Here is a 22,810-nt window from a genome sequence, read left to right as displayed (position 1 = left end):
CGGACACAAATACGACCGTTCGGCTGGATCAAAAGGGCACAAACGAAATATATTTCTCTGGGTACGATCAGACGGTGGTATGGCAGATTCTGACAGCCATACTGAGAACGAGCGTTCGGGCCTCACGCGTCGGACGGCACTGGAACTGTTCGCACTCGCTGGTGGCACACCACTGCTTGCGAGTCGAACGACAGCTGGTGAGAGCACGTCGCAGAAATCTGGAGGTGTGCGTCCGTGGAATCAGGATGTGGACGCACAGCATCACAGACTGGCGAATCTCGGCTCGATCGATGTCGAGCACGTTCATACGCCGGCTCGTGCAACCGATGTCGTGGTCTGGAAGGACGCAGATGGTGTCTTTCACGCCGATGGTCGAGACGAACACGTCACGAGCGGCTCGGACGTTCTTTCGGTCACGCAGGCCGCAGTCGACAGTCTCACGCCTGATCGGACGTGGATGGAGACCGTTTCGATCGTTTCACCAGGAAGGGTTCCGTACACGGATGGACCGTTCCGAAGCATTGAGCTGCCGAGTTACACTCGACTCGACGGTGCAGCACCGATCTCCTGTGAGTTCGAAGACGGCGACCATTCGAATGTGATCGTGGCAACTGCAACGGACGCCGAACACGTCGAGATCCCACGTCTCACCGTTACTGGTGGGCCGTGGATGGCACTCCGAATCCAGCGGTGTTCGAACGTTCGACTCGGTGAGCTGACCGTGCTGTACGATCCCGGAGCCGACACCAACGACGGGATTCGCATCGACAATGGTTACGATATTGGCACGCCACGGCGCTGTACTGACGTCCAGCTTTCGTCGGTGTATCTCGAACACGGTGGCCACCACGCTGTCGAGACGTATGGCGTCGATCGGCTCCAGATTGGAGACGTCCTCGCAAAAGAGATCGGTGGCTGTGCCGTCCTGTTGAACCAGACAACTGATGCGACCGTCAACAGCGTGATCGGGCGGAATCCTGGTGGACCAGCAGGTTATCCAACGTTCCGGCTGGCAAATTTTTGTAACAACGTCTCCGTTAGACAGATAGTGAGTCGTGGCGGCATGAAAGGGGTGATGTTGCTTACCGCGAGAAACACGTCGATCGGCGATGTCAACATTGTCGGTGCCGAAGACTCCGGAATATTCGTCTCGACATCGTTCAACGTCGTCATCAATGGTGGCGTGATCAAAAACTGCAACGGAGAGGCCATTAGGATACACGGCTATCCCACTGATCAGTTCGAATATACGCTCCCAACTGCCAACATCACTGTCGCCAACGTCCGTCTGCTTGACGACCGATCGGGGAGCGATCGAACACAGACGTACGCGATTCGGGAGACGGGCCCGACCGCGTTTTCGAACCAGTACGTGCACAACGACGTTCGCGCTGGTGGCACTGTCACACCGATCGCTGTTGGCTCGCCGAGCTCGGTTATCACTGACAACGTCGGTGATGGTGAGGCCCGTGGAACTGTAACGCTCACGCCGAACACCGACTTACCGGCACGGGTGCCCGGTGTCTCCCCACACAGGGGTGTCACGCTCAAGCTTCGTGAGGCGGTGACCGAGGGACCGAACGCGGCCTTCGCCTGGGATGCGTATTTCGAGTGGGACCCAACGGCCGAACGGTGGGATCTCGTCTTCGAGTGGCGAACAGATCCCGGTGAGCCACTCACAGTTGCGTACATCGTTGACCGACCACAGGCAACGCTGGACACTCGAGAATTCGAAGACAACTGGGACGAGTTCGCCAGAATGGAGGGCTGAAAGACGCGCTGTGGTCGAACGGTTGATGAGGATGGGATCGATACGTCGTACCATGACAGATGAAGGCTTTCTTGATGTGGTGTGCACCTACCGAACGCAGTTTCGGATACTGGCGATGGTTGCCGTGCTCTCGATTATACTGTTGGGCGTTTCGTTGCGTTACGTGTCGCCGACCAGTGGAACGTACGTCGTTGCCGTGGTCCAGCTCGTCACGTTCGGTGGCGTGTTCTGTGTGACAAGCTGGCTGATGGTCCGGTGTGCGCGACTTGAAAACCAGTAAACGATGACGACTCGCACCATTTCGAGACCGATACCATCATTCGTGATGAATAGTAGCTGGCTAGAACTGAACAATAGATATATATACAGTCAGTGATACCATATGCCATAGCGGTATGAACAACGACAGTACACTCTGGGATCGGCGTGCGTTCTTGGGTACGAGTGCCGGGTTAGTTGTCACTGGCTTTGCAGGATGTCTGAACAACCAGCAAAACCAGGGCACATCCTCCGGTGGAAGTGGTGACGGTGAAACCCAGCTGGATTTCGTCGGGGGACGGGCTCCTACGGAGATACAGTTCAATCGATGGAATCAGTCGAACTTCGGCCACACCTACAGTACGCTCTTCTGGACGGGGCTTGCGACGGCGTACTCGGATGGCACGATCAAATCGGATTTTCTCGAGGATATTTCGGTTGACGGCAACCAGCTCACGGTGACGTTCCCACAGGACTGGACCTACTGGAACGGCAAGGACCTCACGGCAAAGGACTACTATATCGGGGTGGAAATCGACCGCCTCCAGGACCCGGAGGCCTCGAACTACGAGAATCACGAGCTGGTCGACGAGTATACGGTCACACACACCTTCAAAGAGGCTGTTACTCCCACGCTGATGCGTGCGAGTCTCATCGATATGGGCGTCAACACGCCGCGGTGGATCTTTGAGGAGTATCTCACCCGGTATCAGGACGCCTCGGGGGAGGACGAACGCGAATCGATCACCGAAGAGCTGTTGAAGAAGACGATTTCGATGGAAACGTTCGTTGAGGAGGGACTCGGCAACGGACTCTACGAGGTCGAATCATTCAGCGCCTCCGAAACGATCGTTTCGAAGTTTGAGGACCATCCCTATGCCGATCGAACTGACGTGGACAAATGTCGAATCGTTCCTGTTGGCGACACCACCGATCAGCTCGCCACCAGCGACAAACTCGACATGACGCTGTTTGGCTACATTAAAGACTCTGCCCAGTATCCAGGCAACATCGAGAATCTGATGGAGCTACAGTGGTTTCGCACACAGAAGTTCATTCTCAACTGGACCAACGAGCATCTTGGAAAGCGGCCGGTTCGCCGCGCTCTGGTCAGCGCACTCGACCTCGAGGCAATCACGCAGTCTGCCGTGGACGCAGCCTACACCGCCGAACCGACACAGGTCCAGACCGGACTGCGATCGTCGATTCACGACAAATATCTCGGCGAGGAGTTCGTCGATTCGCTCATCTCCTATCCGGTGGCTGGCGATTCAAAAACTGCCACGGAGTACATGGAGCAGGCTGACTACGCCAAAGAGAACGGGACGTGGACGAGCCCCGACGGGACGACGATGAGTCTCACCATTCTCACACGGGACAACGCCGGACAGGCAGAGCCCTCGAAGGTGTTGCGTGATCAGCTCCAGCAGTTCGGCATCGAAACCGAGGTCAACGCCGTTGGCGACAACTACTACACGAAACTCCAGGAGTACGAGTTCGATCTGGGCTGGGTGTGGCACGTCGCCAAGGCGCTGTGGCATCCGACGGCGTACTTCTCGAACGACTTCTACGGTGTGCTGGCTGGGGACCCTGACAGTGGGAACGAAACTGGCCCAACCGGTGTGCCCTTCGAAACCACCATTCCGAACACGGTCGGCGACAAGCAAGTTTCTGGAGGCGGGACCACGATCAAGCCGGCCGAACTCATGAACCAGCTTCCGGTTTCGACTTCGAAAGAACAGGTGACAGAGCGGACGAAAACGCTCGTCCAGTGGTTCAACTACGATCTGCCCGCGATCGTCTACATGCAGGAAAACAGCGGCTACTGGGGCGACGTGGCGAACTTCAGCTTCCCGGACGGATCGGGCGAGAAGAAGATGGACGCCAACAACCCCGGTCAACACGCGTGGATGCGAGGATGGATCACACAGTAGCACGCGAGCGTTCGCCTCGGTGGCCGGTCTGTACCCGAACGGAGATCATTGCACACCCATGAACTGGAACTACTTCATCAAACGATTCGGCCAGGCCGTGCTAACCCTGGCGGCGACGATTACCCTCTCGTTCGTGCTCTATCATGCAATGCCGGGCAGCCCTGCAGAATCGCTCAAGAACGTGATTCTCTCACAGCAGGCAGCTTCCGGCAGTGGGACGGTCGATCTGGAGCGGTTGAATCGGATGGTGTCGATGTACACGAACATCCAGCCAGATGAACCGCTGCACGTCCAGTACTATCAGTATATTCATCAGATCGTCATTGAGGGAAGTCTGGGAACGTCGATATACGAGAACAAGCCGGTGACAGAGCTCATCTTCGAACGGGTGCCATGGTCGATGTTCATCAGCGTGTACGCACTCACGATCGGCTATTCGCTGAGCATTCTGATCGGATCGGTGATGGCGTATACGGAAAAATCACGGTTCGACTCTGTCAGTTCGAGTATCATTATCGGCCTGAACTCGGTGCCGTACTACATCGTTGGGCTGTTGTTGATCTACGTTCTCGCGATTCAAAACGAGTTTTTCCCATACGGTGGGCGGGTCGGTTCCAACGTTGCGGCGGGCTTTAACGTCACGTTCATGCAGAGCATCATCTGGCATGCGGTTTTACCCGTGGTCTCGATGAGCATGCTGGGTCTGGGCGGTGCGCTGACGATGCGTGGCAACGCGGTTCGCGTACTTGGCGAAGATTATCTCCGTGTGGCCACACTTCGCGGACTGCGACGCTCTCGAATTGCGACGCAGTACGTGGGTCGAAATGCCATCCTGCCGATGTACACGCAGTTCATGATTGGCATTGCGGGCGTGTTCAGCAGTGCGGTAATCGTCGAGCAGATCTTCACATATCCCGGTGTGGGACTGCTGATGTACAATGCGATACAGACACAGGATTATCCGCTGTTGATGGGCTCGCTCATCATCTTCACGACGGTCACCGTGATCGGCATCTTCATCGCCGATGTGACCTATGGATTCGTCGATCCACGAATCTCTGCTGGAGGTAGCGATGAGTAGCCGAGACGATGCGGTCGATCTTGAGGAACTGTTCGAATCGTCGGATGAGTACGACCCCGTTCCACGAGCTGAGCGGCTGCGTCGGTGGCTCGATCTCTCAGTACTTGCGCCAGCGCGCGTAGCGATCAACGACTGGCGAGCGCTTATCGGGACCATCATACTGGGTTGCTATCTCGTGGTTGGAACGGTGGGCGTCGTAGTCGTCGAACGACCGTACAGCGACGTTGCACCACGGAACGCGCCGCCGTTTCAGAACCTCGAATACATTCTGGGAACGGATACGGTCGGCCAGCCGATCGGCGCACTGCTCGTCCACGCGACGCCGGCCATGCTGAAGATGATCTTTGCTGGAGCGATGGTGAGCGTCGGACTTGCGGCGCTCGTAGGGTTGCTCTCGGGTTTCATGCGGGACACGCTAGTGGATACGGTGTTGATGTCGATCACCGATGTCATCATCACGATTCCGGGATTGCCGCTCGTGATCGTGTTGCTCGCGATCTTTGAGCCGGAAAACCCGTATATGGTTGGCGTGTTGCTCGGCCTCGACAACTGGCCGGGGCTTGCACGGACCGTCAGATCCCAGGTGCTGAGCATTCGTGAGGAAGCATACGTGGAGGCCTCGAAGATCATGGGGTTGTCCACGCTGACGATCCTTCGTCGCGATCTGCTCGGGCAGCTGATGCCATACATTACGATCAATTCGGCGCTCTCCTCGCGTCGAATCATCTTCGAGTCGGTGGGGTTGTATTTCATCGGTGTGCTCCCGTTTACGACGTTCAACTGGGGTGTGATGATGAATATGGCGTATCAAAACCACGCGCTCACGCGACCCGACCGGCTTCACTATCTTTTGTTTCCGATGGCGACGATCTTTTTGATGTCGTTCGGGCTCGTGTTATTCTCACAGGGAATGGACAGCGTGTTCAACGTCCGGTTGCAGGCACGTCACGCCAGCACAACTGATGGGGAGGTGACATCCGATGAGTGATCCAATCTTTGAAGTTCGAAACCTCGACGTATCGTTTGCAGGCAGCCGTGGCACGTCTCGTGTCGTTCGCGACGTCGATCTCGACGTGTACCGCGAGGAGACGCTGGGAATCGTCGGCGAGTCCGGCAGCGGGAAGTCGATGCTGGCATCCGCGCTGTTGAATGCAGTTGTCGAGCCGGGAACGACGACCGGGTCGGTCACGTATCGACCGCCGGACGGACCAGCCGTCTCCGTCCTCGAACTCTCCGAACAGGAGCTCCGCCGGTTTCGATGGGAAGAAATAGCGATGGTGTTTCAGGGAGCAATGAGCTCGTTCAATCCCGTGATGCGGATTCGACGACATTTCAGGGAGACGTTGCAGGACCATAATCGAAACATCGAGGCTGGCCTCGAACGCGCCGAATCCTTACTTGAGAGCGTCTATCTTGATCCCGACCGAGTGCTCGATGCGTATCCACACGAGCTTTCGGGCGGAATGAAACAGCGGGCGCTTATCGCTCTGAGTCTGTTGCTCGAACCACAGGTGATCGTAATGGACGAACCGACGGCCGCGCTGGATCTGTTGATGCAGCGATCGATCGTTTCGTTGCTCGAAGAACTCCAGGCTACACACGACCTGACGATCGTGTTCATCACGCACGATCTGCCACTGTTGACGAAGCTCGCCGATCGGCTCACGGTGATGTATGCGTTTCAGCTAATCGAAACGGCCACTGTCGATACAATTCTCTACGACGCAGCACATCCGTATACGCGCGCGTTGTTGAGCGCAACGCCTGATCTCGACGTGGCCGTCGATGAAATGCATGCGATCGATGGGACGAAACCCGACCCGGTCGAGGCAATTGCTGGCTGTTCGTATCACCCCCGGTGTCCGCTGGCGGACGAACAGTGTGTGCGTACCGAGCCGCCATCGACGAACCATTCGGAGCATCACACGGCCTCGTGTTTCCATCACGAACGGGCCCCAGCGGCGGTTCCGATCCGTGGTGACGATCTCGAGGAGGCAGACCGATGAACAACGAACCTGTCGTCTCGCTCGAGAACGCGACCGTCGAGTTCGAAACGGAGGGCAGTCTCCTGAATCCGTTCGGCGAGCCTGACGTGGTTCGGGCAGTCAATGACGTCTCGCTCGAAATTGGAGACCGAGAGATCGTCACTCTCATCGGCGAGAGCGGCTGTGGAAAGTCAACGCTTGGAAGAACGGCGATTGGCGTGCAAAAACCCACCGCGGGGAGCGTCTCCTACCGTGGTCAGGACATCTGGGAGGCAAGAACGGGTGGCGATACGGAGATTTCCTACTCCGAGATTCGGCCGGCGCTCCAGATGATCCATCAGGACCCTGGCAGTGCGTTAAATCCCAACCAGCGAATTGTGACCTCGCTTTCGCTCCCGTTGCGTCGATGGCAACCGGAGCTGGGCCGTCCTGAGCGGATGGAACGGATCCACGCCCTGTTCGAACGCGTCGGCATGCAACCCGCGGAGGATTTTTTGAACCGGTACCCACATCAGCTCTCAGGCGGCGAAAAACAACGCGCCGTGCTGGTTCGATCACTGTTGTTGAACCCGGATCTCATCCTGGCCGATGAGGCGATCAGCGCGCTTGATGTCTCCTTGCGCGTCGAGATGATGGATCTCATGCTCGAACTCCAGGAGCTGTTTGACACGTCGTATCTGTTCATCAGCCACGACCTCTCGAATGCCAGATATATTGCGGAGAAATCTGACGGTCGGATTGCGGTGATGTATCTCGGGCGGATCGTTGAGGTGGGAACGGTCGATGAGATCATTGACAACCCACAACATCCGTACACGAAGGCACTCCGATGGGCGACACCCAATCTCTACGGAGATGACGACGGACAACCACCGATCAGAACGATCGATGTACCGGATCCGACAGCACTCCCTGTGGGATGTAATTTCCACCCACGCTGTCCGAACGCACGCGAACTCTGCGAGGAGCGCTCCCCACCAGAGATCGCAGCCAGCGACGATGGCCATCCGTGTCGGTGTTTCAGGGCGGACGAGGAGCATGAGTACTGGGACAGCTCCCCGGTGAGCAAAGACAGCGATGACGCCGTCGCAGTAGGAGGCGACCAACAGTGACGTCGATTGCCCTGGTGCGTACGATCGGCGAACGGCTTCCGAACAGTCGGCTCTTCTGGGGCTGTCTGCTTCTTGGTGGGCTGCTGTGGGCACTCGGATGGGTCCTCTGGGTCGGCCCGCTTGCTGGAATTCTCGGCGTTCTGGGTATCTCTTGTGTAGTGACGGCCATCGTTGGCTACGGCGGGTACTGGCTCTGGTATACAGTCGAATCCTAATCACGTGACCGCCACCGGCTATCAAATACATTGGATTGAGGTAGCTACGGGGTCCCGTTTGGCAGACGCGAACGTCGTGATCGGGTTTTCTGTCATACGCGTTGTGCCGGTTGTCCGTCGAACCTATCACTGGTAACGAAACAGTTTCAATCATGGCCGCTAGAGAAGTATACGGATATGCTGAAAGACGCCTATCGGCCGCTAAAAGAACAGATAGCCGGTGGTATCATGCCGGCAACCGCAGTGCCGTGGACGCCAGAGCCCGAATATAACCTCATCGAATCGGATCTTGAGTCGCTCGTGGAGTTGCTCTCGAGCGTCGACGGTATTGCAGGGCTCGTCGCCAACGCCCACACCGGTGAGTGTAAAATGCTCTCTCGGGAGATAAAACAACGAATCATCCGCGTTCACAAACGGGCGGCTGGTGACACGCCGGTGTTCTCGGGCGTATACGGGGAAAGCTCTCACCAGGCGGTCGAAATGGCACAGGAGGCACAGGCGGCTGGTGCCGACGGAATCATGCTGTTACCGCTCGACATCTACGCCAACCAGGATCCAAGAGAGCCCGTCGAACATTTCCGGCGAGTGGGTGAGGCAGTCGACATCCCGCTGATCAACTTCCAGTTTCCGACCTGGGGCAGTGCCGGCCTTCCGATCAGTGCCCACGTCGAAATCTGCCAGCTCCCGGAAGTGATCGGGTTCAAGGAGGCATCGTTCGATCCGGTCCGGTATGAAGAGACCGTCCGCGCGCTGGATCACTGTCGCGACGATTTCACGATGCTGACGGGCAACGACACGTTTCTCATGCACGCCTACCAGCTGGGTGCCGAAACTGGGTTGATCGGCTATGCGAATCTGGTCCCCGAACTCCACGTTGAGAAGATTCGTGCGGTTCACGACGGCGACATGGAGCGGGCAAAGGAGATCCGTGAGCGCTTGCTCGCGTTGACCAACCACGTGTTCGGTGCGCCAGAAGGACGCTATCGCGCGCGAGTGAAAGCCGCGCTCAAGATGCAGGGCATCTTTGAGCACGACACGCTGCTCCCACCCCAACAGCAGATCGACATGGAAGAACGACAGGCGCTTCGAGAAATTCTGGACGAGCTCGACGAACTCTGAGGCTGCGTTCGGAACGACCGAACGACCTACTCGAACGCGGGAATGACCTGCTCGCCAAACAGCTCGATTTGCTCGGCAACGAGTTCGTCAGGCATGCCCGAATGATGGAACCTGAGCGTCAGCTGATCCAGCGGGAAGCGCGCTTTGATCGATTCGATCTGTTCGATGATCTGCTCGGGCGTACCGTAGATGAATCGGTCCGCAGCCAGCACGTCAAACTCCTCAACGGAGTCTGCGGTCATCAACGGATGTGAGAACTCACCGCCATACTCATCGAGATACGTTCTGTGGAGATACTCCCGGCGGGATTCGAGCTCGGCTTCGGTTTCTGCGATGACACACTCGCGCATCAGCGGATGATCGATCTCGTCGAACGACTGGTCGCTCTGCTGGATGTGCTCGCGCTGGAGTTCCTTGCGGTCTTCTACAATGGAAAGATCGGCGACCACACCCGGAACCCACGCGTCGCTGAATTTCACCGAGCGAGCGATCTGCTTATCGCCCCAGCCACCCACCCAGAGCGGTGGGCGTGGTTGTTGTACCGTGTCGGGGAGGGGCTCCCAGTCCTCAACGGAGAAGAAAGGACAGTCGAAGGTAATCGGTTCGTCGGCCGAGAGAAACAGATCGAGAAATCGGAGTCCCTCAATGAATCGGCCGGCCCGTTCGTCCATCGGCACGTCGAATGCCTCGAACTCCTTTTCGACGTAGCCCAGTCCGACGCCGAGCGTCAGTCGTCCATCGGAGATATTATCGAGCATCGCCGCCCGCTGTGCAACGTGCAACGGGTGATACAGCGGCAAAATGAGCACGCTCGTGACGAGCTCTAACGACTCTGTTCCCGTCGCGATGCTGGTCAGCCGTGTCAACGGCGATGGCCAGTAGTTGTCGCCTTCGGTTGCCTGGTGGTCGTTGACCCAGCAAGTCTCAAAGCCGACGTTCTCTGCCAACTGACACTGCTCGACGACGCCGCTCCAGCGGTCTCCTCCCTCGATGGGGAAAATTCCAAACTTCATGTAGTACGTCAGTAGGTTCGGACCATCGTATACTTAGCTGTTGTGCTCGCTGTCACCGAATGGCTCCCAGCGAGCAGCCGATGGCTGTTCCGTTCTGTGATTCACGCCCGGGAGATCGTTCCCAATTCGGGAACGCGGAGTGGCTGCGCCCGGTTCCAGCAGCGTCGGTCAGGAGTAGGTCATGTTCACCTCGATGACGTTCGCCGTGCTGAGTACACAGTCGGGGATCTCCTCGTTCAACCGATCACCCTGCATTCGGCTGGTGGGTCCGGAGACGCTGATCGCTCCCAGAACGTCACCGTTGCGCAGAAGTGGTGCGGCCACACAGCGCATTCCACGAACCCGTTCTTCGTGATCGATCGCATAGCCCTGCTCGCGAATCTGGGCCAACTCCGCAAAGAGCTCGTTTTCCCCAACGATCGTCGAATCGGTCACCTGAGGCATTCCGTGTCGGTCGATGATATCACGAACACGGGCTTTGGGAATGTGGGCCAGAATTGCCTTGCCAAGCGCGGTCGTCTGGAGCGGAACTCGGTAGCCGTTGTACGTATCCAGACGCACCGCGTTCGACCCCTCGGCCTTGTAGAGAAACACGCCACGACCGTGTTCTTCGATCATGAGATTCGAGTGTTCACCGGTCCGTTCGGCCAGAGATCTGATTTCAGGGCGGGCAACCGAGTAGATCTTCATCTGCTGGCGAGCGTGGCCACCGAACTCCAGAAATCGAGTCCCAATTCGGTACTGCCCGTTCTCGTTGATCACCAACTCGAGCGCTTCGAGCGTCTTGAGGTGGTCGTGGACCGTGCTTTTCGGAATATCGAGGTGATTGGAGAGCTCTGCGGCACCGGTTTCGCCGAGCTCTTGCAGGGCCGATACGACCGTAAAACTCATCTGAGTTGCGTTCACCGGAACGTCTACCGTCTCTGTCATTGTGCTATGCCAACAAGAATCGACTCCGAACACTTAAAAGTATCCGATATCGCCGGATTGATCACTCACAGCGACATCGCTGTCGTGGCTCACGGGGGCACCAAGCTGTTCATCTGCGGTGAGTACCCATCGGTGTGGGTTCTGGCTCAATGATCCAATCGCTGAAAATAGTTGCCACGGTTGGCGTTCGAACCGTTTGTGAGACTACTCGAACGGATGGTTGGGTGCGGTTGTGTCTGGGATCCAGGCATGTTGCATCTGACCGTCCGTCGATACCGGATTACAGACAGGGCTCAAGGACAAATCTCTGCGCTCCATTCGGCGTGGCTGGCGATGGAGCAGATTTTCGGAGATGAGTGGCCAAATCATTACAGGCGTACTATTGTAATAGAACTCGTGATAGCCTCGACTCAGATGGTCTACAGTGGGTGCTGTGGTAGAAGCAATCGACAATCTCTTCGAATTGATCCGGTGATATCGGACGATTCGATTTCGGTTTGAAAATCGTGCTAGTACGCAGGCGATTGGGAAACGGTACAGGCGAATTTTGACGACGTTTCGCCGTGTGGGACGACGAATCGGACGCTACCTTTAAGGTACGGTGACGGATACCATTGTGTAATGACACGCCAAGCTGTCAGTAGTGTCACTACAACGGTAGACGGTCCACACGACACCATCCATGTGAGGCCACTACACACGGACAGCTGGACGGCCAGCAACGAATTTGTAGTTGTGGTTGTGGCGTGAACGAAACCAGATGACGGAATACGACAAATCATGAAAGCAATTGTTCAGACGGGCCCCCAGGAGATAGCGATAGCCGAGCGCGAAACACCGTCGATTGGAGACCACGAAGTGCTCGTTGCGGTCGACACGGCGGGTATCTGTGGAAGCGACGCGCACGCGTATAAATACGACGGCGGATACGAATGGATTCAGCTTCCGAGAATCATGGGCCATGAATACTCTGGCGAAGTGGTGGCGGTTGGTGACGACGTTACCAGCATTGTCGAGGGTGATGCAGTCGTCGAAGAGCCGATTCACGACTGTGGAGACTGTTTTCAGTGTAAGAACGGACAGTCGAACGTGTGTCAGAACTTCTCGATCACCGGGATGCACCGCGACGGCGCGTATGCAGAGTACGTCGCCGTCGATCCTGCACATCTTCATGCCGTACCGGACGCGGTTTCGCTCGATCACGCCGCAATAACTGAACCGACGAGCATCGCCACGAGGGCGGTACTCGATCAATCGAACACCACGCCTGGTGATACGGTCCTGATCCAGGGCCCCGGTCCGATCGGCGTCCTGGTGGCGGCCGTGGCGGATTCACTTGGTGCAACTGTGGTCGTATCGGGGCTCGACCAGGACAAAAGCTATCGGCTCCCACTACTCGAAGCGATGGACATTACGACAGCTCGCGCACCCAATCTCGACGAAATAACAGCATCGGCTACTGATGGGCTGGGCTTCGACGTGGTCTTCGATACGACCGGCCACCACTCGGGTATTGAGAGTGCACTCCAGGCCGTCCGCAAGGGTGGACAGGTCGTCGTGGTTGGCATTCCAAACGAGAACAGCGAACTGGCGTTTACGGACACCGTCCGAGGTGAAGTCGAACTCAATACGTCGTATGGCTCGACGTGGACGAACTTTGAACAGGCACTCAGACTCATGGAGCGTGGTGAGATCGCCGTTGATACCATCCTGGATCGGTCGTACGACACATCGGATCCAGAGCAGGCGTTCGAAGCGTTTCTCGCCTCAGAAACCTGCAAACCGGTGTTCGAATTCGGTAACTAACGATCGCTCACAGATCGCATCCGTGAACTGCAGGCGGAGCTGGTGACCTAACAGTAACGCTTTTGGTCTCTGGATGAAACGTTTGGATACCGAACGATGGAAATTACCGACATCTCTGCGACAAATGTGAGTACGGAATCCTGGGGCGAATTCGTTGAGTTCCCGCTCGTAACGGTGATGAGTGGCTATGAAGAGTACAACAACGCCGAGGGGAACAACCCACAGGCGAGACGCAAATGGATGGGGCCGGTCGGCGATGTCGTCGTTGAAATCGAGACGGACGCCGGGATCACGGGTGTCGGTCACGGCAACTGGGCAACGGGTGCCATCAAAACGATCGTGGATGAGACGCTCTCGAAACTCATCGTTGGGTGCGATCCAACCAGGCGAGAACGGCTGTGGGATATTATGTACCGAGCGACGATCCCGTTTGGCCGCAAAGGGGCGGCGATCGAGGCAATCAGTGCCGTAGATCTCGCACTCTGGGACATAGCGGGGAAAGCAGCTGACAAGCCGGTGTACGAACTGCTTGGTGGACCGGTCACCGACGAAATCCCGTGTTATGCGAGCAATTTACATCCAGTTGATCTCGAGACACTCGAGCGAGAGGCAATCGAGTACGTCGAAGCGGGATTCGACGCCGTAAAGCTCAGGTTTCAGTACGGTCCAGAGGCCGGCCGCGAGGGAATGCGAAAGAACGAGGCGATCGTCGAGACAGTCAGGGATGCGGTCGGCCACGATATTGCGATCGCCGGCGACGCCTATATGGGCTGGTCGGTCCGGTATGCCAAAAAGATGTGCAAGAGGATTGAGAAATACGATCTCGCGTGGGTCGAAGAGCCGGTCATTCCCGACAACATTGATGGGTACGCCGAAATTCGGGATGCAACCGAGGTACCGATCTCCGGTGGTGAACACGAGTTCACCCGCTGGGGGCACGAGGAACTCCTCGAACGGGGCGCGGTGGACATTCTCCAGCCCGACGTGCACCGCTGTGGTGGACTCACGGAACTGCTCCGAATCGATGCGCTGGCTAGCGCACACGACGTGCCGGTGATCCCTCACTCGGGAACGAATCCACATCTCCATTTCATCGCCGCATCGACGAACGCGCCGATGGCAGAGTATTTCCCGATTCCGCAGTGGTATCAAGACCAGCAGTCCGAGAAAGACTCGACGTACGCCGATGCGATCTACGCTAGTCCTCCAGATGCCACTGACGGTGTGCTCGAACTTCCCGAAGGCGTTGGCCTGAGCTCACAGCTCAACCACAGTGCGCTCGAATCGTACGCCGTTGACGACCAATGAGCGATATCAGCTTTGAGTTCAACGTGCCGGTGTTCGCGGGAGCGCCCGAGACGGGAAGCAAGGAGCCGACACATCGGGATACGCCATCCTATGAGGTACTCGACTGGTCGACGACACGAGACACGATCGAAACCGCAGCAACGCTGGGATTCGATGCGGCATGGGCCCCGGACCACCTGATGCTCGGACGCGATCGCGCAGAGTTTGAATGCTGGACGCTGCTGTCGGCGATGGCTGGATTTACCGACGAGATCGACATCGGCTCGCTCGTGCTCTGCAACGATTACCGGAATCCGGCGCTGGTTGCGAAAATGGCAGCCACACTAGATGTGATCTCTGGGGGGCGGTTACAGCTCGGACTCGGTGCCGGTTGGCACGAACACGAGTACAACGCCTATGACTGGGAGTATCGAGACGGCTTCGACCGACTGATGCGACTCGATGAGTCGATTCGACTCATCAAACGGATGTGGGGGGCTGGCGATACGGGCGCGAGCTTTGGCGGTGAGTACTATCAGATCGAGGACGCACCGTGTGCGCCTCCACCGGTACAAGATCCACATCCACCGATTCTCGTCGGTGGACAGGGCGAGCAAGTGACGCTGAAGCTCGTCGCAAAACACGCGGACATCTGGAACACCGACGTGTTTAATGGCGACGTTCCAACGCTCGTACGGAAGATTGACGTCATTGAATCGCACTGTGAGACGGTTGGTCGCGATCCAGATACGATCGAGTACTCCTGGGATGGCCACGTCATCTGCACACGGGACGAAACGACGCTCGATCGTCTGCTCGAACTGATGACACCCATTCAGTTCGAGGAGAGCTACCAGGATCGGGCACCGATCGAAACCGAGGCGGACGCCCGTGAGTATTTCATCATGGGAACGCCCGAGGAGTGTGTCGAGGCGATCGAACGCCGCATCGACGTCGGGGTGACGAAGTTCCAGTGCTGGTTTCTGGACATTCCTGACACGAGCGGGATGGAACTGTTTGCAGACGAGGTAATGTGCGAGTTCACATAATGTGGCTCACACTGGCCCGAGAGATTTCGATCGCGGATCCGGCGTACGAATCGTTCAACAACGCGCCGTACGATCAGTCAAAAGTCCTCTCGGTTGGTGACCATCAGTATACCGTCTACTGGGACGACGGCGGACGGCTCACGCTTTGTCGGCGCAATCTAGGCGATGAGACACTCGATAAGCTCGCGTTTCCGGCCACACTCACCGCGGATGACTCCCACCGAAACGTCGTTCTCGGCGTGAGCAACCCAGACGGCCGGCTCCATCTCTTTTTCGACCATCACGATGACGACTGTCAGTGGTATCGGTCGGTGCCCGGATTCACGAGCGCGCCACCAACATCGCTGACAACTGCGCAGTTCTACTCGAGTACAAATCATCCCGATGCTGCGATTGACAATCCGTCAGTGACCTATCCTCGACTGTTCAACGACTGTTCTGGGACGCTCTACTGTGTGTATCGGAGTGGATCGTCGGGCAATGGAGATTCACTCCTGTTCGAATTCGATTCGGGTGCAGACCGCTGGCAGCGAATTGGTAGAACGCACACCAGTGAGGGCTACTATGACGACTGGGCGGATGGCTCGAGCAGGCGGAGCGCTTACTTTCACGACTGGACGTTCGATTCTCGTGATCGGCTTCACGTCACCTGGACCTGGCGCGAAACGTGGCAAACGTGGGCGAGCAATCACGACCTCTGCTATGCCTACAGCGACAATTACGGTCGTACATTCTATGACACCACCGGCAACCGGCTCGCAGATCTCACGGCTGACGATCCGATTTCGATCGATGACGATGGGCATGTCGTCGTCGAGATTCCGACGAACGCATGGCTCATCAATCAGGGGGCCCAGACGATCGATTCGAAGGATCGACCACACGTGTTCACCATCCGGTCTACGGTTCGAACTGAAGATCAAGACCACCGGTCGCTCCACTACGTGCACTACTGGCGCGAGGAGTCTGGGACGTTCCACGAATCCATCATTGATGTCCCCTCGATCCGACTTGAGAAGACCGAGATCGAACCGACCAAACGTGATTCATTCTCCCAGCCCATACTCAATCGAGATCACCTGGTCATTGGACCGAGCAATGACTGTCTTTGTTATATGGTTGTCGATGGTCGGCTCTACTGTGCACACGCTACGGCGGACGGACGATACGACGACTGGACGATCTACGCGCTCGACACCGATCCCATCATCGGATTCGACGGTCGAAAATGCGATGGTCCCCGGTGGCGATCGGACGGCGTGCTTTCGGTACCGCTCGAACGGCCCGGTGAGAACGGGAGCCGGAAATTCGTACTGCGTGAGTATGAATCCACAGAGTGTGGAGTCCCAGAGCGGCCTTCGCTTTTGGTCCGATCGATCTCCTCTGGGGCAATCGAACTCGAATGGACGGTGGCCAAACGTGCGACGGGATATACGCTCGTTCGTACGGTAGACGACGAGAGACGGTCAGTAACGCGCAATCTGGGGGTGCGAACATTTTCCACCCGGTATACTGACACCCCACCGCAGTCAGGCTGTTCGATCACGTATCGCCTTGCTGCGGTCAACGATGCCGGCAGTTCTGTCTCAGACCCTGTGCGGATCGATGTTCCCGGCTGAGGCGATCCGATACAGCCGGATGAATCAGATTACGTGCTCCCGGTCATAATTTCTACCGTGGTTACCACTGAGCAGTGATTACGTGACCGATTATCGGCAATTCCGCCATTGGATCGTCCCAGATCGCCTGATCTCGTCCGACACTATCGGATCGTCACTGTCGGTTATTCCACAGAACATACTCAGATCACCTCCGAATCAATCAAGATACCATCCAAATAACCCAAACATATATAGTATCTGGATCGAAAAGAGCGACCGCAACGAAAAATGTTGGAAGATAGCACTGCACACGAGTCGATCATTTCGTCGCCCCGGCGGAGGGTGCTCAGGGGGCTTGCATTCGGAACGGGGATGCTCATCACGGGGGGTGTTGGACAGATTAGTGCGTCACCGCCGGCCGAACGGCGTGAATCACACACACCAAAACGAATGGAGGCGCTCGATCGTGGGGTTGTGGCGATTCCGGTCGAAGACGGCGTGCTGGTTCGCTGGCGGCTGCTTGGAACCGAACCGGCTGCTCTCGGATTTCACGTGTATCGGGATGGGACAAAAGTAACCGACGCACCGATCACTGACAGCACGAACTATCTGGACACCGACGGCACAACCGAGTCGACATACTCGGTAATACCAATCGGAAACGGGTCAGGTCGACGGCCCGACAACGACAATCGTGGCCAATCGAACGGTGCGCGGTGGGGACAGTCGGAGCCAGTCGAGGTGTGGGATCAGCAGTATCTGGAGATCCCCCTCGAGAAACCCGATCCGGTGGAGGGTGAGGATGGCGAGACCGTCACCTATCACGCCAACGATGGGGCTGTTGCCGATCTCACAGGCGACGGCTCGCTCGATATCGTGTTGAAGTGGTCGCCATCGAACGCAAAAGACAACTCACAGACTGGACACACCAGTGACGTGCTGCTTGATGGCTACACGCTCGATGGCGAGCAGCTCTGGCGAATCAATCTGGGGCAGAACATCCGGGCTGGTGCACATTACACCCCGTTTCAGGCGTACGATTACGATGGCGACGGTGTGGCAGAAGTTGCGGTCCGAACGGCCGACGGGACAACCGATTCGGCAGGGAACGTGGTCGGCGATCCCAACGCCGATCACTCGAACGACGCTGGCTACGTCCTTGAGGGACCAGAATATCTCACCGTGTTCGACGGATCGACCGGCGAAGCACTCGCAACCGAGTCGTTTGAACCGGCTCGCGGTGATGTCTGCTCGTGGGGTGACTGTTATGGCAACCGCGTGGATCGGTTCCTTGCGGGAACGGCGTATCTGGACGGCGAGCATCCCAGCATCGTGATGACGCGTGGCTACTACGAAAAGACGGTGCTCGCCGCCTGGGACTTCCGTGACGGTTCGCTATCGGTTCGGTGGGTGTTCGACTCAACTGATGGCCACTCGGAATACGAGGGCAAGGGTGCGCACACGCTCGAGACGGCTGATGTTGACGGTGATGGCCACGACGAGATCGTTTTCGGTGGTGCAGTAATCGACCACGATGGGAGTCCGCTCCACACCACATCAATGGTGAATCCCGACGCACTCCACTGTGGTAACTTCATCCCGGATCGAGAAGGACTGGAGATCTTCGTTCCGTCGGAGTATCCACCGGCCGGCGCACCGAGTGCTTCGATGCGAGACGCCCACAGTGGGGAGTACATCTGGGCTGCTGATGGTGATGACGTTGGGCGTGCGATGGTGGCCGACATCGATCCAACCCATCGCGGTGCTGAGGCGTGGGCAACCGGTGGCGTTGGGACCTGGAGTGCGATGGGTACAAAGCTCTCTGACGAACCGATCGACTCGGTGAACTCCGCGCTCTGGTGGAGTGGCAATCTACACCGGGAGTTGCTGGATCACGATTGGCACGGTGATGGTGGCTACGGCGTTGGACGACTCAGAAAGTACGACCCGGAAACAGAATCGCTAGAGCTGTTGCGCTCGTTCGAAGGCACGCGATCGAACAACTGGACGAAGGGCAATCCGTGTATTTCCGGCGATATTCTCGGTGACTGGCGCGAAGAAGTGATCTGGCGGCGCGCCGACAGCGAGGCATTGCGGATTTATGCGACGCCCCACGAGACGGACCATCGGCTTCGGACGCTGTTACACGATCCACACTACCGGACGGGGCTTGCACGACAGAACGCCGGGTACAATCAGCCACCCTGGCCGAGCTTTTTCCTCGGCCACGGGATGACAACTCCAGAACCCCCCTTGATCGAACTCGTTCCAAATGATAGCGGGTGAATCACTCATAGACCACACTGTCACTGCCATCGGAAATCAGGCGTCCTAACGGTAGCTGAGGGCTATTACAGTCATTTTTGCTCTCAAATTCCAACGTTCACGCTAAAGTACCGGCTCCGTGCTACCGTGATCGATGGCCTACCCCATTGATGACTTCGTGCCCGTGAGAGTAGGTCCATAACTACGAATAAATAATGGAAATTTTATATAAAATATAGGTAATTAATACAAAGTAGAAACCAATTGAATATTTTCCAAGATTGAAATCATCATAATTCTTTTTAAATAAATTTACTAGTTCTGTTACGGCCAATCTCGACCGATACTGCGTGAACGCAACTTGAGAATCCTGTCTGAGCACTCGATTACGTGGTCAGCATCCACTTTGATCACTGCTCACCATAAACTGACACGACCAATTTATATTGCTTATCTTGTATTATAATTTCTGGCATGGCTATACACGCAGTTTTATCACACTACTGACTGCGTTTTCGCCTGCTGCTCGAGACACTGTACGTCCGCACGATCCGGTCGGCCAACAGCGGTGATCATACTGTTCTATGGTGCGCCACAGAGAATAGATCTCTGACACTAACGGCCCCCCACGATAACGGGATCTAGAACCGGGTTACAGTCGCTGAGGCGATCTCAATGGTTACCAGCGATTCGGGTGGGTCATCGCTGAGCGCCTGCTGTATATACTCGGGCCAGGTGTCCTCGTCCGGACCCAGATATTTCGGGAAGATTTCGCGTGCTGCTTCGTTGATACGCGAAGGGTCATCACCGAATACCGATGCGGTCCCCAGCAAAGAGATCATCCACTCTGCGTTACCATCCGTGTGTTGTTCGATCGAGACCGCAACTCTCGGATTCTTTCGGATATTCTCGAGTTTCTTTCCAGTGGTAAGAATAGAAAGAACGCCATCGTCGTAGCCATACCAAACGGGAGCAACGTGTGGCCGACTGTCCACAGCAGTTGCAATGTGAGCCATGAGCTTTGCATCCGTGATGAGTTGTTCAACGTCAGGTGGAACGTCCATATGCAGTTGTTAATCGACAGTTGCTATAATTCGATGGGTGATAAATGAAAGCACCGGCTATGTGCATCACTCTGGTTCGGACCCAACATAGACACCCACTCGAACTGATTTTATCTGATGAGGCGTACCGCACACTGTTTGTAGTTCGGCTCGTTCGAGTCAGGATCAGTCGCTGCGATTGTGAGGTGGTTCGTTACCGGGTGATGGATCGGTAGCCAGACCATGGCTTTGGGTATCGCTTCATCCGGTTCTACCCGGGCGGTGATCGACGCTCGACGGGATTCTATGGTTATAAGCGGACGCTCGTTCTCGGTCGGAGCCTTCCGTCCGTTAGCAGTGAACGTTGCCGGGTTGATTCGGGCCACCGGATGGGTTGTCCGGTCAGCATTGACGCGTGTTCGGACGCCAGTGTTGTAGCGATCGTGACGGCGTGCGGTGGTAAGCGTCAACGGATACGACTCGTCAGTTGGTTCGGGGACGCCATCGTGGCAACCGGTCGAAAAACTGGCTCGCCCGGTTGATGTTGGAAAACACCAGGTATCACTGTCAGCATCGCGGTTGTAATATCGATAGCCACCTGCTGTTTGCTCGTCCGGTGCGGGCCAGCGAACCGCGAGCTCGCGCTCTAGGCGCTCGTATGTAATACCGGAGCAGTCGGCAGTGGTGTCTGCCGTCAGGCCAGCAAACTCATCGAATATGCGTCTGGGATCGGACACATCGAACAGTCCGGGAACGATCCGGTTTCCCAGCGTGGTGATTATCTCGAGGTCGCTCCGATGGCCAGCAGGAGGCACAGACGCTGGACGGACTCGTGAGACGGTCCGGTCCATGTTCATGGCCGTTCCGCTGGATTCTCCCCAGGTTGCTGTGGGAAAAACGACATCAGCTAGCTCTGCTGTCTCGCTACGAAATGCGTCCTGGACCACGAGAAACGTGGCATCGAGCCGCTCACGAACCGCTGTTGTGTCCGGGAGTCCAGCGACTGGATTCGTTCCAACGGTCCAGAGGGCCTCGATCGGCCCGGCAGCGATCGACTCAACGATCCCGACCGGCCCCGGTCCCGGATCATCGGGCAGTCGTTCGACCGGAATTGCCCACGTGTCGGCAACAGTGCGCCGTTCGTCTGCGTCCGTAAACTCCCGGTAACCTGGCCAGGAGCCCTTTGAGGAACAGACCCGCGCGCCCATCGAGTTTGCCTGCCCGGTCAGCGAAAACGGACCGCTGGCTGGCCCGACGTTTCCGGTCGCCAAACAGCAGTCGATGAGCGCCCTGGCCGTTGCGGTGCCCTGTGTGCTCTGGTTGACGCCCATCCCCCAGTATACGAGCGTGGGATCGGCGAATGCGTCTACGAGGTCATCGACTTCAGCGATCGAGACACCGGCTGTGGCCGCCACACGGTTCGGCGGCGAAAGACTGTCGCGAGCAGCGCCAAATCCAATGGTAGCAGACGCAATAAATTCTCGATCGATCACGTTTCGTTCGATGGCTCTCGCGAGAACGGCCCGCGCGAGAGCGAGGTCACAGCCTGGATCCGGCCGGCAATGAACGGCGGCCTGCTCGGCTGTCTTCGTGACCACTGGATCGACGACGACGAGTTTGCTGTCTGATTGCTGTACACTCTGATGAATCCAGCGAAACAATACCGGATGTGCGACGGCTGGGTTGGCTCCCCACACGAGATGAGTCTGTGCGGCGGGGATGTCGTCGTAGGTACAGGGCGGACCATCGCTCCCGAACGCACCGTCGTAGGCGGCGACCGCACTTGACATACACAGTGTCGTGTTTGCGTCGTAGTATCGCGTACCCAATCCTCCGCGAGCGAGTTTTCCGAGCGCGTAGGCAGCCTCGTTGGTCTGTTGGCCACTGGCGAGCACTGCGATCCCGTCTCGATTGTGCTCTTGGATTGCTTCGAATGTTCTGATGACGTGGTCGAGAGCCTCCGCCCACGTGGTAGGACACAACGTTCCATCCCGTCTGACAAGCGGTTGTGTTAGCTCTGGCCGCTCGGGCGGGCGACTCTCACGGAGCCCCCTTGAACACGCCAGCCCCTCGCTGACGGGATGGTCCGTGTCTCCGCGGACCGAAAGTGTGTCGTGGCCGTCTTCGGCGGGGCGTTGAACGTGTCCGCATCCAACCGCACAGCGCATACACGTGGTCCGAACGAACTCATTCATCGGTCAGTTCACCGCCCACAACCGTTGGGTCGCATTCGTTGATCGGCTAGGTCACTCATATGGATGTCTCGTCAGTTTCACCGAAAGGAAATCGAGAGTCTACCGGCAGTGCATGACGTGAGTATAGTAATCAGCATGTTTCGAGA

18 protein-coding genes are annotated in these 22,810 nt (G+C 57.0%); 14 read left to right on the top strand and 4 right to left on the bottom strand.

All coding sequences use genetic code 11. From position 1 onward, the window contains the following. Positions 1–79 precede the first annotated feature (79 nt). The 9 genes from JXQ78_RS15370 to JXQ78_RS15330 all read left to right on the top strand — a co-directional run bounded on the left by JXQ78_RS15370 (position 80) and on the right by JXQ78_RS15330 (position 9,475). Positions 80–1,771, top strand: a complete 1,692-nt coding sequence (locus JXQ78_RS15370) for a right-handed parallel beta-helix repeat-containing protein (RefSeq protein ID WP_330633401.1) — start codon at positions 80–82, stop codon at positions 1,769–1,771. 52 nt (positions 1,772–1,823) lie between these two features. Next, a complete protein-coding gene (locus tag JXQ78_RS15365; RefSeq protein ID WP_330633400.1) occupies positions 1,824–2,051 on the top strand; it encodes a hypothetical protein in 228 nt (75 codons plus the stop codon). A 115-nt stretch (positions 2,052–2,166) separates the two neighbouring features. Continuing rightward, positions 2,167–3,963 carry an ABC transporter substrate-binding protein gene (locus JXQ78_RS15360; RefSeq protein ID WP_330633399.1) on the top strand — a complete coding sequence of 599 codons (1,797 nt, stop codon included), beginning with the start codon at positions 2,167–2,169 and terminating at the stop codon, positions 3,961–3,963. Between the two features lie 118 nt (positions 3,964–4,081). Beyond that, positions 4,082–5,044: an ABC transporter permease gene (locus tag JXQ78_RS15355; protein WP_407934082.1), complete on the top strand. Its 963-nt coding sequence runs from the start codon at positions 4,082–4,084 to the stop codon at positions 5,042–5,044. Next, positions 5,037–6,032, top strand: coding sequence for an ABC transporter permease (locus JXQ78_RS15350; RefSeq protein ID WP_330633397.1), 996 nt, complete (start codon positions 5,037–5,039; stop codon positions 6,030–6,032). The genes JXQ78_RS15355 and JXQ78_RS15350 overlap by 8 nt, the downstream gene beginning before the upstream one ends. Next, the gene (locus tag JXQ78_RS15345; protein WP_330633396.1) at positions 6,025–7,050 is read left to right on the top strand and encodes an ABC transporter ATP-binding protein; all 1,026 of its coding nucleotides are present in this window, start codon (positions 6,025–6,027) and stop codon (positions 7,048–7,050) included. Before JXQ78_RS15350 ends, JXQ78_RS15345 begins: the two co-directional genes overlap by 8 nt. Beyond that, complete coding sequence (locus tag JXQ78_RS15340; RefSeq protein ID WP_330633395.1) at positions 7,047–8,141, top strand: ABC transporter ATP-binding protein; 1,095 nt, start codon at positions 7,047–7,049, stop codon at positions 8,139–8,141. The genes JXQ78_RS15345 and JXQ78_RS15340 overlap by 4 nt, the downstream gene beginning before the upstream one ends. Next, entirely contained in the window at positions 8,138–8,356 is a 219-nt protein-coding gene (locus JXQ78_RS15335; protein WP_330633394.1) for a hypothetical protein, read from the top strand. Before JXQ78_RS15340 ends, JXQ78_RS15335 begins: the two co-directional genes overlap by 4 nt. 177 nt (positions 8,357–8,533) lie before the next feature. Next, entirely contained in the window at positions 8,534–9,475 is a 942-nt protein-coding gene (locus tag JXQ78_RS15330; protein ID WP_330633393.1) for a dihydrodipicolinate synthase family protein, read from the top strand. A 26-nt stretch (positions 9,476–9,501) separates the two neighbouring features. Here the strand turns inward: JXQ78_RS15330 and JXQ78_RS15325 are convergent, their stop codons facing one another. Next, complete coding sequence (locus JXQ78_RS15325) at positions 9,502–10,488, bottom strand: LLM class flavin-dependent oxidoreductase (RefSeq protein ID WP_330633392.1); 987 nt, start codon at positions 10,486–10,488, stop codon at positions 9,502–9,504. Between the two features lie 168 nt (positions 10,489–10,656). Next, positions 10,657–11,418 carry an IclR family transcriptional regulator gene (locus JXQ78_RS15320; protein WP_330633391.1) on the bottom strand — a complete coding sequence of 254 codons (762 nt, stop codon included), beginning with the start codon at positions 11,416–11,418 and terminating at the stop codon, positions 10,657–10,659. 780 nt (positions 11,419–12,198) lie between these two features. Between JXQ78_RS15320 and JXQ78_RS15315 the strand changes: the two genes are divergently transcribed. The 5 genes from JXQ78_RS15315 (at position 12,199) to JXQ78_RS15295 (ending at position 19,447) form a co-directional block, all read left to right on the top strand. Continuing rightward, on the top strand, positions 12,199–13,224 hold the full coding sequence (locus JXQ78_RS15315; protein WP_330633390.1) for a zinc-dependent alcohol dehydrogenase: 1,026 nt from the start codon (positions 12,199–12,201) through the stop codon (positions 13,222–13,224). Between the two features lie 96 nt (positions 13,225–13,320). Next, positions 13,321–14,532, top strand: coding sequence for an enolase C-terminal domain-like protein (locus JXQ78_RS15310; RefSeq protein ID WP_330633389.1), 1,212 nt, complete (start codon positions 13,321–13,323; stop codon positions 14,530–14,532). After that, positions 14,529–15,560, top strand: coding sequence for an LLM class flavin-dependent oxidoreductase (locus JXQ78_RS15305; RefSeq protein WP_330633388.1), 1,032 nt, complete (start codon positions 14,529–14,531; stop codon positions 15,558–15,560). The genes JXQ78_RS15310 and JXQ78_RS15305 overlap by 4 nt, the downstream gene beginning before the upstream one ends. After that, positions 15,560–17,179: a BNR repeat-containing protein gene (locus tag JXQ78_RS15300; protein ID WP_330633387.1), complete on the top strand. Its 1,620-nt coding sequence runs from the start codon at positions 15,560–15,562 to the stop codon at positions 17,177–17,179. The genes JXQ78_RS15305 and JXQ78_RS15300 overlap by 1 nt, the downstream gene beginning before the upstream one ends. 432 nt (positions 17,180–17,611) lie before the next feature. Continuing rightward, positions 17,612–19,447 (top strand): rhamnogalacturonan lyase, encoded by a 1,836-nt coding sequence (locus JXQ78_RS15295; RefSeq protein WP_407934081.1) that lies wholly within the window; start codon positions 17,612–17,614, stop codon positions 19,445–19,447. A 620-nt stretch (positions 19,448–20,067) separates the two neighbouring features. On the opposite strand, the gene JXQ78_RS15290 is transcribed toward JXQ78_RS15295, so the two are convergent. Both JXQ78_RS15290 and nasA read right to left on the bottom strand, forming a co-directional pair. Then, positions 20,068–20,490: a pyridoxamine 5'-phosphate oxidase family protein gene (locus JXQ78_RS15290; protein ID WP_330633385.1), complete on the bottom strand. Its 423-nt coding sequence runs from the start codon at positions 20,488–20,490 to the stop codon at positions 20,068–20,070. 110 nt (positions 20,491–20,600) lie between these two features. Beyond that, positions 20,601–22,664, bottom strand: coding sequence for an assimilatory nitrate reductase NasA (gene nasA, locus JXQ78_RS15285; RefSeq protein WP_330633384.1), 2,064 nt, complete (start codon positions 22,662–22,664; stop codon positions 20,601–20,603). Positions 22,665–22,810 lie beyond the last annotated feature (146 nt).

Source organism: Halocatena halophila, assembly GCA_027563145.1.
GTDB lineage: Archaea > Halobacteriota > Halobacteria > Halobacteriales > Haloarculaceae > Halocatena > Halocatena halophila.
The sequence above is the reverse complement of the archived record's forward strand: the minus strand, read 5'-3'. Positions and strand labels throughout refer to the sequence as shown.

Excerpts from the sequence above, each read along its gene's own strand:
- JXQ78_RS15370 (WP_330633401.1), top strand. The coding sequence starts at position 80 with ATGGCAGATTCTGACAGCCATACTGAGAACGAGCGTTCGGGCCTCACG.
- JXQ78_RS15365 (WP_330633400.1), top strand. The coding sequence starts at position 1,824 with ATGACAGATGAAGGCTTTCTTGATGTGGTGTGCACCTACCGAACGCAG.
- JXQ78_RS15360 (WP_330633399.1), top strand. The coding sequence starts at position 2,167 with ATGAACAACGACAGTACACTCTGGGATCGGCGTGCGTTCTTGGGTACG.
- JXQ78_RS15350 (WP_330633397.1), top strand. The coding sequence starts at position 5,037 with ATGAGTAGCCGAGACGATGCGGTCGATCTTGAGGAACTGTTCGAATCG.
- JXQ78_RS15345 (WP_330633396.1), top strand. The coding sequence starts at position 6,025 with ATGAGTGATCCAATCTTTGAAGTTCGAAACCTCGACGTATCGTTTGCA.
- JXQ78_RS15340 (WP_330633395.1), top strand. The coding sequence starts at position 7,047 with ATGAACAACGAACCTGTCGTCTCGCTCGAGAACGCGACCGTCGAGTTC.
- JXQ78_RS15330 (WP_330633393.1), top strand. The coding sequence starts at position 8,534 with ATGCTGAAAGACGCCTATCGGCCGCTAAAAGAACAGATAGCCGGTGGT.
- JXQ78_RS15325 (WP_330633392.1), bottom strand. The coding sequence starts at position 10,488 with ATGAAGTTTGGAATTTTCCCCATCGAGGGAGGAGACCGCTGGAGCGGC.
- JXQ78_RS15320 (WP_330633391.1), bottom strand. The coding sequence starts at position 11,418 with ATGACAGAGACGGTAGACGTTCCGGTGAACGCAACTCAGATGAGTTTT.
- JXQ78_RS15315 (WP_330633390.1), top strand. The coding sequence starts at position 12,199 with ATGAAAGCAATTGTTCAGACGGGCCCCCAGGAGATAGCGATAGCCGAG.
- JXQ78_RS15310 (WP_330633389.1), top strand. The coding sequence starts at position 13,321 with ATGGAAATTACCGACATCTCTGCGACAAATGTGAGTACGGAATCCTGG.
- JXQ78_RS15305 (WP_330633388.1), top strand. The coding sequence starts at position 14,529 with ATGAGCGATATCAGCTTTGAGTTCAACGTGCCGGTGTTCGCGGGAGCG.
- JXQ78_RS15300 (WP_330633387.1), top strand. The coding sequence starts at position 15,560 with ATGTGGCTCACACTGGCCCGAGAGATTTCGATCGCGGATCCGGCGTAC.
- JXQ78_RS15295 (WP_407934081.1), top strand. The coding sequence starts at position 17,612 with ATGGAGGCGCTCGATCGTGGGGTTGTGGCGATTCCGGTCGAAGACGGC.
- JXQ78_RS15290 (WP_330633385.1), bottom strand. The coding sequence starts at position 20,490 with ATGGACGTTCCACCTGACGTTGAACAACTCATCACGGATGCAAAGCTC.
- nasA (WP_330633384.1), bottom strand. The coding sequence starts at position 22,664 with ATGAATGAGTTCGTTCGGACCACGTGTATGCGCTGTGCGGTTGGATGC.